This window comes from Pantoea pleuroti (assembly GCF_014156615.1).
Classification (GTDB): domain Bacteria; phylum Pseudomonadota; class Gammaproteobacteria; order Enterobacterales; family Enterobacteriaceae; genus Pantoea; species Pantoea agglomerans.
On record NZ_SBFD01000001.1, the window covers coordinates 350,266 to 366,835 of the forward strand.

The 16,570-nt window shown below is 55.9% G+C and carries 15 protein-coding genes; 6 read left to right on the forward strand and 9 right to left on the reverse strand.

The features are described from left to right. Positions 1-218: 218 nt before the first annotated feature. Positions 219-875, reverse strand: a complete 657-nt coding sequence (locus EPG66_RS01795) for an MgtC/SapB family protein (RefSeq protein ID WP_010670214.1) — start codon at positions 873-875, stop codon at positions 219-221. A 184-nt stretch (positions 876-1,059) separates the two neighbouring features. On the opposite strand from EPG66_RS01795, the gene EPG66_RS01800 reads away from it, so the two are divergent. Further along, a complete protein-coding gene (locus tag EPG66_RS01800; RefSeq protein WP_003853763.1) occupies positions 1,060-1,335 on the forward strand; it encodes a putative hemolysin in 276 nt (91 codons plus the stop codon). A gap of 31 nt (positions 1,336-1,366) precedes the next feature. Here the strand turns inward: EPG66_RS01800 and EPG66_RS01805 are convergent, their stop codons facing one another. Further along, entirely contained in the window at positions 1,367-2,359 is a 993-nt protein-coding gene (locus EPG66_RS01805; RefSeq protein ID WP_083067960.1) for a 2-hydroxyacid dehydrogenase, read from the reverse strand. A gap of 146 nt (positions 2,360-2,505) precedes the next feature. Between EPG66_RS01805 and EPG66_RS01810 the strand changes: the two genes are divergently transcribed. Genes EPG66_RS01810 through EPG66_RS01820 form a run of 3 tightly spaced genes read left to right on the forward strand, consistent with a single transcriptional unit; the run spans position 2,506 to position 5,671 of the window. Further along, complete coding sequence (locus EPG66_RS01810) at positions 2,506-5,136, forward strand: YdbH family protein (RefSeq protein WP_281369233.1); 2,631 nt, start codon at positions 2,506-2,508, stop codon at positions 5,134-5,136. Next, entirely contained in the window at positions 5,133-5,321 is a 189-nt protein-coding gene (locus EPG66_RS01815; protein WP_009090058.1) for a YnbE family lipoprotein, read from the forward strand. Before EPG66_RS01810 ends, EPG66_RS01815 begins: the two co-directional genes overlap by 4 nt. An 11-nt stretch (positions 5,322-5,332) precedes the next feature. After that, positions 5,333-5,671 carry a YdbL family probable chaperone protein gene (locus EPG66_RS01820; RefSeq protein WP_083067966.1) on the forward strand — a complete coding sequence of 113 codons (339 nt, stop codon included), beginning with the start codon at positions 5,333-5,335 and terminating at the stop codon, positions 5,669-5,671. A gap of 64 nt (positions 5,672-5,735) precedes the next feature. Here the strand turns inward: EPG66_RS01820 and azoR are convergent, their stop codons facing one another. Continuing rightward, positions 5,736-6,335, reverse strand: coding sequence for an FMN-dependent NADH-azoreductase (azoR, locus tag EPG66_RS01825; RefSeq protein WP_010244651.1), 600 nt, complete (start codon positions 6,333-6,335; stop codon positions 5,736-5,738). A 257-nt stretch (positions 6,336-6,592) separates the two neighbouring features. Between azoR and hrpA the strand changes: the two genes are divergently transcribed. Next, complete coding sequence (gene hrpA, locus EPG66_RS01830) at positions 6,593-10,495, forward strand: ATP-dependent RNA helicase HrpA (protein WP_182685812.1); 3,903 nt, start codon at positions 6,593-6,595, stop codon at positions 10,493-10,495. Positions 10,496-10,552: 57 nt separating this feature from the next. Here the strand turns inward: hrpA and EPG66_RS01835 are convergent, their stop codons facing one another. From EPG66_RS01835 to rstA, 6 genes are all read right to left on the reverse strand, one after another. Then, a complete protein-coding gene (locus tag EPG66_RS01835; protein WP_010670211.1) occupies positions 10,553-11,362 on the reverse strand; it encodes a trypsin-like serine peptidase in 810 nt (269 codons plus the stop codon). Between the two features lie 115 nt (positions 11,363-11,477). Beyond that, positions 11,478-11,558 carry a small membrane protein YdgU gene (gene ydgU, locus EPG66_RS23320; RefSeq protein ID WP_010244657.1) on the reverse strand — a complete coding sequence of 27 codons (81 nt, stop codon included), beginning with the start codon at positions 11,556-11,558 and terminating at the stop codon, positions 11,478-11,480. Between the two features lie 81 nt (positions 11,559-11,639). Continuing rightward, the gene (asr, locus tag EPG66_RS01840; RefSeq protein ID WP_064704288.1) at positions 11,640-12,167 is read right to left on the reverse strand and encodes an acid resistance repetitive basic protein Asr; all 528 of its coding nucleotides are present in this window, start codon (positions 12,165-12,167) and stop codon (positions 11,640-11,642) included. Positions 12,168-12,326: 159 nt separating this feature from the next. Next, on the reverse strand, positions 12,327-13,814 hold the full coding sequence (locus tag EPG66_RS01845) for a carboxypeptidase M32 (protein ID WP_039392257.1): 1,488 nt from the start codon (positions 13,812-13,814) through the stop codon (positions 12,327-12,329). A 20-nt stretch (positions 13,815-13,834) separates the two neighbouring features. Next, entirely contained in the window at positions 13,835-15,136 is a 1,302-nt protein-coding gene (gene rstB / locus EPG66_RS01850; RefSeq protein WP_115758490.1) for a two-component system sensor histidine kinase RstB, read from the reverse strand. Further along, positions 15,133-15,858 carry a two-component system response regulator RstA gene (gene rstA / locus EPG66_RS01855; RefSeq protein ID WP_010244666.1) on the reverse strand — a complete coding sequence of 242 codons (726 nt, stop codon included), beginning with the start codon at positions 15,856-15,858 and terminating at the stop codon, positions 15,133-15,135. Before rstA ends, rstB begins: the two co-directional genes overlap by 4 nt. A gap of 178 nt (positions 15,859-16,036) precedes the next feature. Between rstA and EPG66_RS01860 the strand changes: the two genes are divergently transcribed. Then, entirely contained in the window at positions 16,037-16,450 is a 414-nt protein-coding gene (locus EPG66_RS01860; protein ID WP_010244668.1) for a hypothetical protein, read from the forward strand. Positions 16,451-16,570 lie beyond the last annotated feature (120 nt).

The following is a 16,570-nucleotide window of genomic DNA, read 5'->3' on the forward strand; positions in this document are numbered from 1 at the left end:
TCCCCGGATAAATGGTTACCTTAATAAACAATCACGGATTATGACATTAATTCCCGGCGGGCTCTATCTCTCAGGTCAGTCTGCATGATTTTCTGATTCTGGTAATAGTTGAATTTAATGGAGAGGGCAGAAGGCAGTGAGTTCGGATGACTCCCTTCTGCAACGTCCTGCCGCTGACCGGCCTGGGTTCAGCAGGAATGGCTTTTATGGAGAGGGATTTACATCATCTCCAGCGACTGAACTCCTTTGATCTCCATGACCTTATCGTAGAGGTGAGCATCGTTTGATTTGCGGGACAGCGTCACCTGAACGCTGAGCTCACACAGGCCACTCTCCTCATCCCGGTTAATCACCGTCACATTGCCGTAGCGAATGCCTTCCCGCTGCATGACCAGCAGCACCAGCGGCACACTTTTGGGCTTAAGAAAAACCAGCAGCGTATGATGTTTACCGATGAGAAAATGGCTCAGGCGGCGGAAGACTTCCAGCACCACCAGCGCCAGCACCGTGCCATAAATGCCTATCTCATACATGCCGCTACCAATCACCAGACCAATCGCCGCAGTCACCCATAATCCCGCCGCCGTGGTTAAGCCTTTCACCACCTGCTTCTGAATCATAATGGTGCCCGCGCCAAGGAAACCCATGCCGCTAACCACCTGTGCCGCAATACGGCTGGGATCCAGTGCTACATGTTCGCTGTTGAGCATATCGGCGAAGCCATATTTCGATACCAGCATAAACATCGCACTACCGATACCGACCAGAATATGGGTACGCAGTCCCGCTTCTTTGGCCCGCATCTGGCGCTCCATGCCGATCAGGCCGCCGAGAATACCGGCCAGCGCTATGCGAATTAACATATCCATTAACATGGCTTTACTCCGAATTAATAAGGGCCGAAAAAGGGTGACAGTTCAGCGATAACAGGTAAACAAGATAATTCTGCTTGCAAATGACGCCGAAGAATTTTGTAAAAAGCTGTTTCACCTCTCGACCCGTTGTGCTGCCTGACATATGCTGAGCCAGCCTTTTCCCCCACTTCCCGGAGTCCGACTGATGAAAGCAGCCACCTTTTTGCTGGCCGGTGCCGCGTTATTACTCTCTGCCTGCAGCAGCAACAGTGATGATAACGAGCCACCGCAACAAGCCACCGCCGCCCACATCCAGCCACGGGTGGTGATGTCTTCCCTGGCAGAAAGCACCTGTTCGAATGCGGGCGGAACGCTGGCATTTTCGCATCAGCTGGATGGCTCAAGAGTGGGGATGTGTCAGTTAGTGAATGGCCGTCGCTGTGATGAGCAGGCGTTAATTGGCGGGAATTGCGCTCGCTGATGATCAGGCCGGATTGCTCCGGCCCGCACAGTCAGGCAGAAAGTCGGTTCGGGCAGTTTTCACCCAGGTCAAGCTGGCTGAGATTATTCAGTGTCGTTTCAGAAATGGCGGTCAGCGCTTCGGCGGTTAAAAACGCCTGATGGCCGGTGAACAACACGTTATGGCACGCCGACAGACGGCGGAACACATCGTCCTGAATCACATCATTCGACTTATCTTCAAAGAACAGATCACGTTCATTCTCATAAACATCCATGCCGAGCGCGCCGATTTTCTGCTGTTTCAGCGCGTCAATCGCCGCCTGTGAATCAATCAGACCACCACGACTGGTGTTGATAACCATCACCCCATCACGCATCTGTTTAAACGCGTCGGCGTTGAGCAGATGATGATTCTCCGGCGTCAGCGGACAGTGCAGCGTAATGACGTGGGATTCAGCAAACAGCGTCTTCAGATCGACATATTCCGCGCCCAGTTCCAGCGCCTGCTCACTCGGGTAGGGATCATACGCCAGCAGCCGCATACCAAAACCTTTCAGAATCCGCATCGTCGCGATCCCGATTTTACCGGTACCAATAACACCCGCGGTTTTGTTATGCATGTTGAAACCGGTCAGGCCGTCGAGCGAAAAGTTTGCGTCACGGGTACGCTGATAAGCGCGATGAATACGGCGATTCAGGGTCATCATCAGGCCGATAGTATGTTCAGCGACCGCTTCCGGTGAGTAGGCCGGCACGCGCACCACTTCCAGACCCAGCTCTTTTGCAGCAGCCAGATCAACATTATTGAAACCGGCGCAGCGCAGCGCGATGTATTTCACACCCAGCCCGGCCAGCTCTTCCAGCACCGGGCGACTGCCGTCATCGTTTACAAAGATACAGACAGCATCGCAACCCACAGCGGTTTTGGCGGTGCTTTCAGAGAGTAAAAAGTCAAAAAACACCAGTTCAAAGCCGAACTGCTGATTGACCTGCTCAAGGTATTTCTGATCGTAATGTTTGGTGCTGTAAACCGCGATTTTCATCGTTGTGCTCCTGCAGAGGTGATAGAGCAAGGATAACGTTTTCTGACAGACTTTGCTGAAACAGCTGACTTGTGTCCGGCGCAGACCTTCACCTCTGGCAGATTACATGCCATCATCGTTGTCAGGATACTGTAAGGAAAAGGATTATGGCTTTTATGCCACGGATGTTCCGGCGACGGCTGGCCGCCATTCTGGCGCTGATTCTGCTGCTGCTCGGCCTGATCTTGACTGTAACGCAATGGCTGCCGCGGCTGGTCGGCATCTGGCTACCTGAAGATACCCGCATTGAGCTGTCGGGCGCACCGCGCTGGCGGGAGGGTGGCCTGTGGTTGCCACAGCTTCGTTATCTCGCAGGGGATTGCTCCCTGGCAACGGTAAAGGGGGTGTCGCTGGGCTGGCATCAGTCGCGCTGGAAACTGAATGCGTCAGAGCTGACGCTGAATAGCACCTGCCTGCAAAAATTACCGGCCAGTGATGACAGCACGGCAGCCCCCAAAACGCTGGCCGAATGGCAGGCAATGCTGCCTGGCGCCGACGTTCATCTGAGCAAATTAATCGTTACGCCGTGGCAGACGTATGCGGGCGCGCTGGATCTGACGCTGGAAAAAGATCGCCAGCAACTCAGTTATCAGGGCGATAATCTGCAGCTGGCGGCAACGCTGACCGGTCAGCAGCTCGCTATCAGTCGCCTGACACTCACCCATCCCGCACTTCCTGAACCTGTCACACTGAGTGGTCATCTGGCGTTACCCACCTTTGCCACTGATCTGCCGGTGAATGGCGAGGTGACCGGACAGCTGGCGCTGGACGCCCTGCCGCATCCCCTGCAGCTGACGCTTAACTGGCAGCAGCAGCAGGGCGAGCTACGCGTGGCGATGGCCGAAGTGACCAGGCCGCTTCTCAGACTGCCCTGGCAGATCAGCCGCGATCAGATTCGGATTGAAAAGGGCGAATACTTCTGGCCGCTGGAGGCTCAGCCGCTATCAGGGTTTGTTAACCTGACGCTGGATAACTGGCAGTCGGGCCTTGAAAGTAGCCAGATTAGCGGTCGCGTTAACCTGCTGACCCAGGGACGCGGCGGCAAGGGCAATGTGGTGCTTGGCGTCGGTCCCGGCAACCTCAGCCTGACCAACAGCAACCTGCCGTTTCAGCTAACCGGCGAAAGCAAGCTGGCCGATCTTCAACTTTACGGCTCCATTCCGGGCGTGCTCAGCGGCTCGCTGCTCGATCCTCAACTGGTGCTGCAACCTAAATCGCTGCTGCGCCTGCGTGGCCGGTTGCTGTCAACGCTGGAAGTGGACGAAGCGCGCTGGCCGCTGGCGGGCGTACGACTCTCCTCGCAGGGTATTGATGGCCGCCTGCAGGCCATTCTGAATGCGCACGATGCCAGTTTTGGCCGCTTCCGGTTGCATCTTGATGGCCGCGCCACTGATTTCTGGCCCGATAAGGGCGAATGGAACTGGCGCTACTGGGGAGGTGGCGAGATGCTGCCGCTGCAGGCGCGCTGGGACGTTAAAGGCACGGGCGGCTGGCACGACAGCCTGATCCATCTTGATACCTTGTCCACCGGTTTTAATCAGCTGGCGTATGGCAGTGTCAACGTTGCAAAACCGCGTCTGACACTGACTAAACCGGTAAACTGGCAGCGTGATGCGGCGCATCCGGCGTTCAATGGGCATTTCCGCCTGCAGGCGGGAGAGACCCGCTTCAGCTATGGCGGACATCTGGCAGACTCCACGCTCGACTTTGAGGCGAAAGGTCGTGATCCCGGCTATTTTATCTGGCGAGGCACTTTACAAGCGGGCAAGGTTGGCCCGCTGCGGGTTAATGGCCGCTGGGATGGCGAACGGCTTCGCGGCCAGGCCTGGTGGCCGGCACAGTCGCTGACGGTGTTTCAGCCGTTGCTCAGCCCCGACATGAAAATGCAGATCCAGGGCGGCAGTTTGCAGGCACAGGTCGCTTTTTCCGCCGCAAGTGAGCAGGGTTTCCAGGCGGGAGGCCACTGGACGGTAAAACAGGGCAGCATCTGGACGCCTGACAGCCAGGTTAACGGTATTGATTTCTCGTTGCCGTTCAGATTCCATGAGCAGCAATGGCAGTTTGGTCAGCATGGCCCGGTATCACTGCGCATTGCCGAGGTTAAGAACCAGTTTGCGATGCAGAATATTCGCGCTGACCTGCAGGGTAACTGGCCGTGGTCCGAACAGGCGCCACTGACGTTGCAGGATGTCAGCCTTGATCTGCTGGGCGGACAAATTACGCTGCCCGCTTTGCGCATGCCGCAGCATGATCCAGCCCGGGTGTCACTGCGCAATATCAGCCTCAGCGAGCTGGTGACGGCGCTGAAACCTAAACAGTTTGCCATGTCGGGCAAGGTCAACGGTGAACTGCCGCTGTGGCTCAATAATCCACACTGGCTGGTGGAGAAAGGGTGGATTGCCAACAGCGGTCCGCTGACCTTCCGGCTGGATAAAGATATGGCGGATGCGATTACCCGCAATAACGTGGCGACGGGCGCCGCGCTGGACTGTTTACGTTATATGGAAGTCTCCCGCAGCTGGGCCACGATTAATCTGGATAATCTTGGCGACCTCACCATGGAGGCCCAGGTACAGGGCATCAGCCAGTTCAGTAACCGTCGTCAGACGGTCAATCTCAACTATCATCATCAGGAAAACCTGTTTCAGCTCTGGCGCAGCCTGCGCTTTGGCGATAATTTGCAATCCTGGTTAGAGCAACATGCGAATTTGCCATCCAACAAGGACACTTCACCATGAGCCTGAGGGCACTACTGGTTCTGGCAGCCGGACTGCTGAGCATCGGCTGCGTGCCGCGCATTGAAGTCACGGCACCCAAAGATCCCATCACCATCAACATGAACGTGAAAATCGAACATGAGATCCACATCAAAGTCGATAAAGACGTGGAAGCGCTATTGAAAAACCAGAGCGGTCTGTTCTGAGGAGAGCAACGATGAAACGCATAAGCGCGGTGCTGTTCCTCGCTCTTACGGTGGCGCAGCCTGCCTGGGCACTGACGCTGGATCAGGCGCGGCAATCGGGGCGGGCAGGTGAAACGCTCTCCGGCTATCTGGCGGCACGTGCGCAGGATAGTGAAACGCTGGCACTGGTGCAGCGTATTAATGCCGGACGTCAGCAGGAGTATCAGCGACTGGCAGAACAGAATAATCTCTCCACGGCCGATGTCGCCAGTATTGCCGGACAGAAGCTGGTGAGCCGTGCGGCCGCGGGGGAATATGTGCGCGGCATCAATGGTCAGTGGCTGAGAAAAGCGGCAGAGAGCAGTCAGTAACCGGCGAAAAAAAACCGGGCGCATGGCCCGGTCTTTTACAGCGTCATCCTGAGATGACAAAGACTTATGCCGTCACGATCTGCTTGATAGCGTCTTTCGCTTCAGCGGTCGCTTTGCTGGCCACCTCCGGACCGTAAGCGATGCCTTCAGCAAACACGAACTCAACGTCAGTGATGCCGATGAAGCCCAGGAACAGCTTGACGTAAGGGGTCAGCAGGTCAGTTGGGGTATCTTTGTGAATGCCACCACGGCTGGAGATAACAACTGCCGTTTTGCCTTTAACCAGACCTTCCGGGCCTGCTTCGGTGTAACGGAACGTCACGCCAGCACGAGCAATCAGGTCGAAATAGTTTTTCAGCTGGGTCGGGATATTGAAGTTGTACATCGGCGCGGCAATCACCACTTCATCATGAGCCTGCAGTTCTGCGATCAGTTCATCAGACAGGTCCAGAGCCTCCTGCTGACGAGGTGACAGCGGGGTATCAGATGGACGCATTGCACCCACTAACTCGCCATCCAGTACCGGGATTGGGTTAGCCGCCAGGTCACGTACGGTAACCTCTTTACCCTGGGCTTTTGCCTGTTCGATATAGAAGTCAGCGAGCTGGCTTGATTGTGAGTAGCCTGCAAGAATGCTTGATTTCAGAACTAAAACTTTGCTCATGGTGGTTTCCTGTCTGTTACGCGGAAGACTTTCCGCTCAATGGTTTACACTCTACGGTTATCGATGGCGCGGTGAAAGCGCAATATTTCGAGACCCATGTTCGAATTTATTGAATAAGCGTAACCGGGGCCAGCCGCCGGAACAGTTCAGAATGTGCTATGATGCGCGCAATTATTTTTATTGAATCAGCTGGTTATCCCGGCTTGCAGGGCGCTGCTTCGCGCAGCGACACCGTCTGAGTAAGGTACGTCACTATTATGTCATCTCCCGATACTTCCCCACTGGCAGCGCTCTGGTCACGCCTCGACGGCGTAATGCTGCGCGATCGCCAGCGGTTACAGCGCCGTTTACAGGGTGCCAGAAAAGCTAAAAATTCCGAGGCACAGCAGGGCATTGCCAGCGAGCTTGAGCAGGACTTTATCGCTGCCGAGCAGCGCGTGGCCCAGCGCCGTGCGGCCACGCCAGTCATTACCTTCCCGGACAATCTGCCGGTCAGTCAGAAGCAGCAGGATATTGCTGAGGCGATTCGCGATCACCAGGTAGTGATTGTCGCCGGTGAAACCGGCTCGGGCAAAACCACGCAGCTGCCGAAAATCTGTCTGGCGCTGGGACGTGGTGTGACGGGTCTGATTGGTCATACGCAGCCGCGCCGTCTGGCCGCGCGTACCGTGGCGAACCGCATTGCCGATGAGCTCAGCACTTCGCTGGGCGGCTGCGTCGGCTATAAAGTGCGGTTTAACGACCAGGTCAGCGACCTGACGCAGATTAAACTGATGACCGACGGGATTCTGCTGGCAGAGATCCAGCAGGATCGTCTGCTGATGCAATATGACACCATCATTATTGATGAAGCGCACGAACGCAGCCTGAATATCGATTTCCTGCTCGGTTATCTGCGAGAGCTGTTGCCGCGTCGCCCCGATCTGAAAGTGATTATCACTTCCGCCACCATCGATCCACAGCGTTTCTCGCGTCATTTCAATAATGCGCCGGTGATTGAAGTCTCAGGCCGGACCTATCCGGTTGAAGTGCGCTATCGGCCGGTGATCGAAGAGGCGGATGATGGCGATCGTGACCAGCTGCAGGCGATTTTTGATGCCGTAGATGAGCTGGGCCGCGAAAGTCGGGGCGATATCCTGATCTTCATGAGTGGTGAGCGTGAAATACGTGATACCGCCGACGCGCTGAACAAACGCGATCTGCCGCACACCGAAGTGCTGCCGCTCTATGCACGGCTGTCGAACGCCGAACAGAACCGGGTGTTTCAGTCGCATAGTGGCCGTCGTATCGTGCTGGCGACCAATGTCGCGGAAACCTCACTGACGGTGCCGGGGATTAAATATGTGATCGATCCCGGTACGGCGCGTATCAGTCGTTACAGTTTTCGTACCAAAGTGCAGCGCCTGCCGATTGAACCGATATCACAGGCGTCTGCCAACCAGCGTAAAGGGCGATGCGGCCGCGTTTCAGACGGTATTTGTATCCGTCTCTACGCGGAAGATGATTTCCTGAGTCGTCCGGCCTTTACCGATCCTGAAATCCTGCGCACCAACCTGGCGTCAGTGATCCTGCAGATGACCTCGCTGGGCCTCGGCGATATCGCTGCCTTCCCGTTTGTGGAAGCGCCCGATAAGCGCAATATCCAGGATGGCGTCCGCCTGCTGGAAGAGCTGGGCGCGCTGACCCTGAACGAAGAGACCGGTCACTATAAGCTCACCGGTTCCGGGCGTCAGCTGGCGCAGTTGCCGGTGGATCCCCGCCTGGCGCGGATGGTGCTGGAAGCGCAGAAATTTGGCTGCGTGCGTGAAGTGATGATTATCACCGCAGGCCTGTCGATTCAGGACCCGCGTGAGCGTCCGGCAGATAAAAAACAGGCGTCCGATGAAAAGCACCGGCGCTTTGCCGACAAAGACTCCGACTTCCTCGCCTATGTGAACCTCTGGAACTATCTGGCGGAGCAGCAGAAAGCGCTGTCCGGGAATGTTTTCCGCCGCCAGTGCAAAAGCGATTTCCTTAACTATCTGCGCGTGCGGGAATGGCAGGATATCTACACCCAACTGCGGCAGGTGGTGCGTGAACTCGGCATTCCGGTTAACAGTGAACCGGCTGAGCTGCAGCCCGTCCACTGCGCGCTGTTAAGTGGTCTGCTGTCGCATATCGGGCAGAAAGATACCGATAAGCAGGAGTATACCGGCGCGCGCAATACCCGCTTCGCGATCTTCCCTGGCTCCGGGCTGTTTAAAAAGCCGCCGAAGTGGACCATGGTGGCGGAACTGGTCGAGACCAGCCGCCTTTGGGGCCGCACGGCGGGCCGTATTGAACCGGAGTGGATTGAGCCGCTGGCACAGCATCTGATCAAGCGCAGCTACAGTGAACCGCACTGGGAGAAATCGCAGGGCGCGGTGATGGCCAGCGAAAAAGTCACGCTCTATGGCCTGCCGATTGTCGCCGCCCGTAAAGTTAACTATGGCAGCATCGATCCCACCCTGAGCCGTGAACTGTTTATTCGTCACGCGCTGGTGGAGGGCGACTGGCAGACCCGACACGCCTTCTTCCGTGCAAACCAGAAGCTGCGCAGCGAAGTGGAAGACCTGGAACACAAATCCCGTCGTCGCGACATTCTGGTCGATGACGAAACGCTGTTTGCTTTTTATGACCAGCGCATTGGCAAAGAGGTGGTCTCGGCGAAGCATTTCGACAGCTGGTGGAAACTGGCCAGTCGCGAAAACGCAGAACTGCTGAATTTCGACAAGCAGATGCTGATCAAAGAGGGTGCGGATAAAGTCAGTCAGCTCGACTACCCCAACTTCTGGCATCAGGGCAACCTCAAACTGAAGCTGAGTTATCAGTTTGAGCCGGGCGCAGATGCGGATGGCGTGACGGTACATATTCCGCTGCCGCTGCTGAACCAGGTAGAGGATAGCGGTTTTGAGTGGCAGATCCCCGGTGTACGCCGTGAACTAATCATCGCACTGATTAAGTCGCTGCCCAAGCCGCTGCGCCGTAACCTGGTGCCTGCGCCCAACTACGCCGAGGCGTTTTTAGGAAGGGTGAAAGCGATGGAGATGCCGCTGCCTGATGCGCTGGCGCGGGAATTTCGCCGCATGACCGGCGTCACGCTGGAGCGGGAAAACTGGCAGTGGGAACAGGTGCCCGATCATCTGAAAATGACGTTCCGGGTAGTCGACGAGCACAACCGTAAACTGCTGGAAGGTAAAGATCTCACTGCGCTTAAGGCACAGCTGAAAGACAAAGTGCAGGAAACGCTGTCGAAAGTGGCGGATGACGGGCTGGAGCAGAGCGGGCTGCATATCTGGAGTTTTGGCGATCTGCCACGCAGTTATGAACAGAAGCGCGGCAGCTACCAGGTTAAAGCCTGGCCTGCGCTGGTCGACGAGAAAGAGAGCGTCGCCATTCGTCTGTTTGACAGCGAGCAGGAGCAGCAAAAAATGATGTGGCGCGGTCAGCGTCGCCTGCTGCTGCTGAATGTGCCGTCACCGGTTAAATATCTGCACGAGAAGTTGCCGAACAAAGCCAAGCTCGGACTCTACTTTAACCCTTATGGCAAAGTGCTGGAGCTGATTGACGACTGCATCGCCTGTGGCATCGACAAGCTGATGGGGGAAGCGGGCGGTCCGGCCTGGGATCAAACCTCTTTTGAGCAGTTGCGTGACAAAGTGCGCGGCGAACTTAATGAAACCGTGGTGACCATCGCGAAGCAGGTCGAGCAGATCCTGACGGCAGTCTTCAACATCAATAAGCGTCTGAAGGGCCGGGTCGATATGACCATGGCGCTGGCGTTATCTGACATCAAAGCGCAGTTAAGTGGTCTGGTTTATCGCGGCTTTGTCACCGGCAACGGCTGGCAGCGACTGGCCGATACGCTGCGTTATCTGCATGGAATTGAGCGCCGACTGGAAAAACTGCCTGCCGATCCGCACAGCGATCGTGCGCGGATGTTAAAAGTGCAGGCAGTGGAGCAGGCTTATCAGGCGTGGCGCAACAAGCTGCCGCCGCAGCGTCAGGATGATGAAGAGGTGCAGAGCATCCGCTGGATGATCGAAGAGCTGCGTATCAGTTACTTTGCTCAGCAACTGGGTACGCCTTATCCCATCTCAGATAAGCGTATTCTGCAGATGATGGAGCAGATAGCGGGTTAAACGCCGGGATGCGCGCCGTAACCGGCGCGCATCCGATAATAAGGGTAAGAGTGCGGGCTACTGCGCCAGGGATTCCAGCTTATCTTTAAACGAGGTGACCGAAATCGCGCGGTTATCAGCCAGGTAGCGATCTTTCGCTGCCGGTGCTGAGCTTTGTACCGCGATTAACTGCCAGCCTTTATCGCTGTTGAGCAGCAGTGGCGAACCACTGTCACCTGGCAGGGTGTCACACTGATGCGACAGCACGGCGCGCTGCGCCCAGCCGGTGATCAGGCAATCGCTGTGAGAGTAAAGCGTGTCCAGATGATCAGCCGGATAGCCCGCCTGCGTCACTTTGCGTCCGGTCAGCTTCAGCGCCGCAGTGAGATCGCTGCGTGAGCCATCGAACAGCGGAATAGGCGTAATCGCTGAGGGCGGATTGCGTAAAATCACGATGCCGTAATCATAGGGTGCTGCACTGCTCGGCACGATCCAGCCTTCACCGTCCGCTTTTAACTTTGACGCCAGCGAGGGTTCAACCCGCGCATCAATATCATGAAGCTCGTAGCGCCAGCCTTTATCGCTGGCCATAAATCGCAGCGCAACCGGCTTATCGAAATTACCCGGCGGAGCAAGCAGACAGTGTCCGGCGGTCAGCGCCAGATGCGGAGAGATGAGTGTGGCAGTACAGAGGTTGCCGCTTTCGGTTTCCAGCTGACCAATGGCATCCCAGGGGGCAGCGGTAATATCGGTGATTGCCTGGCGATGATCCTTACCGAAAAACAGCATCTTTATTTCAGCAGGAGTAGGCGAGTCATCGTCATCATCGGCATGAACCGTGGTGGCAAAGCTGAAGAGTCCAACCATTAACAGGGTAGCCAGGCGCATAGAAATCTCAATGGCGAGAAAAAATTAACGTTATTGTTATTACGTAAGTACGGTAACTATAGTCGGTGAGCGTTGAAAAAGGGAGTTTTATTGGTTAATCAGTACGCTACAGCGGTTAAACAAAAAAGCTTGCTGCAACAATGCCACACAGGATCATCACCAGCAGAATAATTTCGAAGCGATAGCGACGCACCATATCATCGACTCCAGTAAAGAAACACCCGGCAGAACCGGGTGTTTTTAATCATCATCTCGTGGCCGTGCGCTGAAGGCGACCTTAGTTTTTAGCTGCTGGTTTCACAACTTTTTTGTGGTGAACTTTTTTAGCAGCCTGAGCTTTCTGTGCAGCTGGTTTAGCTACTTTTTTGTGGTGAACTTTTTTAGCAGCCTGGGCTTTCTGAGCGGCTGGCTGAGTGGCTTTTTTGTGGTGAACTTTTTTAGCGGCCTGGGCTTTCTGAGCAGCTGGTTTAGTAGCTTTTTTGTGGTGAACTTTTTTAGCGGCCTGGGCTTTCTGTGCAGCAGGTTTAGCTACTTTTTTGTGGTGAACTTTTTTAGCAGCCTGCGCTTTCTGCGCGGCATCTTTTTTCACAGCTTTTTTGTGGTGTTTCTTAGCAGCCTGCGCTTTCTGAGCCGCTTTATGGTGTTTCTTGTGCGCAGTTTTGTGAACGGTTTTAGCCGGTGCTGCAGCGGTAGTAGTGGTTGTTGCGGCTGGCGCAGCAGCTGGAGCAGCTGTGGTGTCAGCAGCGAAAGCAACAGAAGACATACCCATAGCAGCGGCGACAACCAGTGCAAATAATTTTTTCATTGCAAATCCCTCGAAGACTATTTTTTCATGTGTAGCCCACTGCGGGGCCGGTGAAGAGACTATAGGGATATCAATGAACGGTGTCCGTGGGTGTTTGGTATCGGCGTGTAACCGATTGTACAAAGGCGGGAAAGGGCGGTCAGCAGACCGCCCGAGAGCTTAGCTATTCAGGTAACGTTGTTCAAGGTGCTGGCGGAAGAAAGCCGGATTCAGCGCTTCGCCGGTGGCGTTGATCAGCAGCTGATCGGTAGAGAAACGGCTGCCGTGCTGCCAGATGTTCTGTTGCAGCCAGTCGAATACCGGCTGCAGCTCACCGTGCTGAATCAGCTCGCTGAGCTGAGGAATCGCAAGATGTACCGAGCGGAACAGCTGTGCGGCGTACATCGCGCCCAGCGTATAGGTCGGGAAGTAGCCAAAGGCGCCGTCGGTCCAGTGGATATCCTGCATACAGCCATCGCGGTAGTTACCCCGGGTATCCAGACCCAGCGACTGCATCATCTTCTCATCCCACAGCGCCGGAATATCCTCAACCTCAATCTCGCCTTCAATCAGCGCCTGCTCGATTTCATAACGCAGAATGACATGCGCCGGATAGCTGAGCTCATCGGCGTCAACCCGGATCAGGCCAGGCTTAACCTGCTGGGTCAGACGCACAAAATTATCCGCCTGCAGGGCAGGCTGGTCGCCAAAGGTGGCGATGACCTGCGGCAAAATGCGCTGCAGGAATTCGCGGCTGCGACCAAGCTGCATCTCCATAAACAGGCTTTGTGATTCGTGGATAGCGGTGGAGCGCGCCAGCGCCACCGGCTGCCCGCGCCACTGCTGCGGCAGATTTTGCTCATAGCGAGCGTGGCCTGTTTCGTGGATCACGCCCATCAGCGCGCTGAGAAACTCATTCTCGTTGTAACGGGTGGTAATGCGCACATCTTCCGGCACGCCACCGCAGAAGGGATGCGCACTGATATCCAGCCGGCCATGGTTAAAGTCGAAACCCAGCGTTTCCATGATGCTCAGGCCGAGCTGACGCTGAGCAGGCAGGGCAAACGGCCCCTGCGGCGTGACAACAGTCTGCTGCGCCTGTTTTTCCACGACCTGCTGTAACAGATCGGGCAGCCAGGTTTTCAGTTCGCCAAAAGTTTCATCCAGCCGGGCGCGGGTCATCCCCGGTTCATAAAGATCCAGCAGCGCATCGTAACGCGAGCAGCCAGTGGCGTCGGCGCGCCGCTGGGCCTCTTCGCGGCTCAGACGCACCACCTCTTTGAGATTGGCGGCGAAGCCCTGCCAGTCGTTGGCCGGACGCTGAGTGCGCCATGCATGTTCACATACCGAACCGGCAATTGATTTGGCTTCAACAAAATCATCAGGCAGCAGAGTGGCCTGCTGGTAAGCGCGCTGCATCTCGTTGAGATTGGCCCGCTCTACATCGTTCAGTGACTGCTGCTCCGCGGCCCTGAGCCACTCACCAACCTGAGGGGCAGTGAGGATCTGGTGCTGCAACACGCTCATTTCGGCCAGCGCTTCACCACGCGCCTGACTGCCGCCTGGCGGCATGGTGGTTTGCATGTCACATCCGGCGATGGCCGTGACGTGGCTGAAACGGGAAAGGCGCTGGAACGTCTTGGTAAGTTGTTGATACGCTGAGGTCACGTAAGACTCCTTGTGGTTTTTTAACGCAGCGGAATTTCCCGCAAGGTTAGATCAACCGGCCAGCAAAAGCGAACGCTGGCGCCGCCCAGTGGACTGGACTCAATGGTCACATTGCCGCTCAGCGCCAGGGCAATAGAGTGAACAATCGCAAGTCCCAGTCCGCAGCCGCCTGTAGCGCGATCGCGGCTGGGGTCCAGCCGGACAAAGGGTTCGAAAACCCGTTCACGCTCTTCAGGCGGAATGCCGGGACCGTCATCTTCCACCTGCAGACACCCTATCGGACCGTCGAACCACAAACTGACGCGCAGCCGCTGTTGCGCATAACGCAGCGCATTGTTTACCAGGTTATCCAGTACCCGCTCCATCAGGCGGGTATCAGAAATGCCGATGTTTTCACGCTGCGGCAGCTCAAGGTCGAGCCGCACGTCGGGATTGATAGTGCGGAAATCGTCAAGCCGCTCGCGCAGCCAGTTGGCCAAATCCAGTGTTTTCAGATTAAGATCGACGCGCGGCCGATCAAGACGCGCATAGGTCAGCAGCTCCTCAATCAGGCTTTCTAGCTGGCCGATATCGCGATTCAGCGCCACCCGTTCGCCATCCGTGAGGTTGTCGCTCATCTCCAGCCGGTAACGCAGGCGCACCAGCGGTGTGCGTAGCTCATGCGCAATACCGTCTATCAGCTGCTTCTTACTGGCAACCAGCGTATTGATGTTCTCTGCCATCTGGTTAAAGGCGATGCCGAGCCGGAACAGGCTGGAGGTGCTGTCAAAATGGGTGCGCACGTCCAGCTCGCCACGGCCAAAGCGCTGAGCCGCTTTTTCCAGTCGCTGCATCTCCTGCCAGTGGGGGCGCAGCCAGATAAACACCGGCAGCGCCAGTGACATACCTATAAAGATCAGCAGGGCAATATCCAGCAGTCGCATCTGATGCAGATAGAAGAGATAGGGAATCGGCCCGACTGACAATACGTAGTGGCTGCGCGGAATGTGCTGCAAAAAGGTGTATTGATCGTCGAGCGCCACGATCTCTCCGGCGCGCAACCGACGCATGTTGCCTTCATCAAGCTGATATTTGTTCATCGGCTCGATGTGCAGATCGAACGACAGGCCGAGATCGAGACTCTTGATGGTTTTATTCCAGTCACGCGGCGGGATCTCGCGCAGTTCGCTGCGGATCAGGTAGAGCGAACTGGCCATCAGGTCATTCATCGACTGGCGGCCCGCACGTTCAGCGGTGAACTTGTAGACCAGCCCCACCAGCAGCGCCATCACCAGAAAGCAGACAAACAGCAGCAGATAAAACTGAATAAAAAGCTTTCTCATAGTCCGCGGGTATCCCAGGCCTGGGGCGCAAACAGATAGCCTTTGTTACGAATGGTTTTAATGCGGAACGGCTCGGTGGCGCTGTCGTGCAGCTTTTTGCGCAACCGGGAGATGGCCACGTCGATGCTGCGGTCAAGGCCGTCATAGCTGACCCCGCGCAACGTTTTCAGCAGCGCATCACGGTTAAGCGTCTGGCCCGCATGGCTGGCGAGTACCCACAGCAGATCGAAATCCGCGGTGGAAAGGGCGATCTGCTCGTCAAACAGCGTGACCTGGCGGTTCAGCGCATCAATGGTCAGCGAGCCAAAACGCAGCATACGGTTGGCGGCGGGTGCGCTGGGCGCATCGTCCGGCTGTCCCTGCTGCGACTGACGCAGATGCAGGCGCAGGCGGGCCAGCAGTACCGCCGGCGGCGTGGTTTTCAGAATGTAATCCTGCGCACCCATCTCCAGGGCCAGAATATGGTTCATGTCACTGTCCAGTGAGGTGAGCAACACGATCGGCCCCTGCCAGTTGGCCCGCAGGTCACGGCAGATAGTCATGCCATCTTTGCCTGGTAACATGATATCCAGCATCACCAGATCGGGCTGCTGTTCGGCAATGACCGCTTCAGCACGGTCGCCGCGCATCTCGACAATCACCTCAATATCATGACGACCCAGATAAGCCGCAATCAGTGAGCCCACTTCGGGTTCATCTTCTACATAAACAATTTTGTTCATAGTTCACAAAGCAGAGACAGGGATGGACGGAAGCATATCTTTTCCTGGTCCTGAGCTCTACGTTACCGCACGAAATATCCGTGGCTTGCTGGTATATAACCGGCAAAATGTGCAATCATTAGCGCGGCCTTTTTGCGCCAGGTTTGGGATATTGATGATTACCATGAGGAGCGTTAGTGTGTCTGATAAAGAGCTGGCATCAGCCATATACCCCGACCGCATCTGCTTCAATTACAGTGACTTTCTCTCCGCTTCCTGCAAAAAGCGCTGGAGCTTCGTCGATGCTATTTATGGTGTGATGCCGATATTTGGCATGGTGACACGTAAATCGGCACACCGCTTACAGGGCAGTGACGACCCGTTAAAAGAATTAGCATTACAAATCATTTCTACTCAGGTCAGCGACGAAATTAATATCGCGCGCCTGATTACCCTTGCGGAACAACAGCAGATTAGTCGCTTCGATATTCAGCTTCCTTATCCGCTTTCGGCGGAGCAACTGGACGCGATCCATCATGAATATTCCAGGCCGCTGAATCTGACACAGCAGGATGACCTGCTGTGTGTCTCAATACCTGTGCAGTCGCACTAAGAGCCTTTCCCATCAGGCTATCTGATTTCTCAGTCTGAACCTCGGCTGTGCTCACCATCCTCACGGACTATCTGTACGCCTGGTTGCTTCGCGCTGGCCGGGTTCGCACTGCCTGCAACC

Excerpts from the sequence above, each read along its gene's own strand:
- EPG66_RS01795 (WP_010670214.1), bottom strand. The coding sequence starts at position 875 with ATGTTAATGGATATGTTAATTCGCATAGCGCTGGCCGGTATTCTCGGC.
- EPG66_RS01800 (WP_003853763.1), top strand. The coding sequence starts at position 1,060 with ATGAAAGCAGCCACCTTTTTGCTGGCCGGTGCCGCGTTATTACTCTCT.
- EPG66_RS01805 (WP_083067960.1), bottom strand. The coding sequence starts at position 2,359 with ATGAAAATCGCGGTTTACAGCACCAAACATTACGATCAGAAATACCTT.
- EPG66_RS01810 (WP_281369233.1), top strand. The coding sequence starts at position 2,506 with ATGGCTTTTATGCCACGGATGTTCCGGCGACGGCTGGCCGCCATTCTG.
- EPG66_RS01815 (WP_009090058.1), top strand. The coding sequence starts at position 5,133 with ATGAGCCTGAGGGCACTACTGGTTCTGGCAGCCGGACTGCTGAGCATC.
- EPG66_RS01820 (WP_083067966.1), top strand. The coding sequence starts at position 5,333 with ATGAAACGCATAAGCGCGGTGCTGTTCCTCGCTCTTACGGTGGCGCAG.
- azoR (WP_010244651.1), bottom strand. The coding sequence starts at position 6,335 with ATGAGCAAAGTTTTAGTTCTGAAATCAAGCATTCTTGCAGGCTACTCA.
- hrpA (WP_182685812.1), top strand. The coding sequence starts at position 6,593 with ATGTCATCTCCCGATACTTCCCCACTGGCAGCGCTCTGGTCACGCCTC.
- EPG66_RS01835 (WP_010670211.1), bottom strand. The coding sequence starts at position 11,362 with ATGCGCCTGGCTACCCTGTTAATGGTTGGACTCTTCAGCTTTGCCACC.
- ydgU (WP_010244657.1), bottom strand. The coding sequence starts at position 11,558 with ATGGTGCGTCGCTATCGCTTCGAAATTATTCTGCTGGTGATGATCCTG.
- asr (WP_064704288.1), bottom strand. The coding sequence starts at position 12,167 with ATGAAAAAATTATTTGCACTGGTTGTCGCCGCTGCTATGGGTATGTCT.
- rstB (WP_115758490.1), bottom strand. The coding sequence starts at position 15,136 with ATGAGAAAGCTTTTTATTCAGTTTTATCTGCTGCTGTTTGTCTGCTTT.
- rstA (WP_010244666.1), bottom strand. The coding sequence starts at position 15,858 with ATGAACAAAATTGTTTATGTAGAAGATGAACCCGAAGTGGGCTCACTG.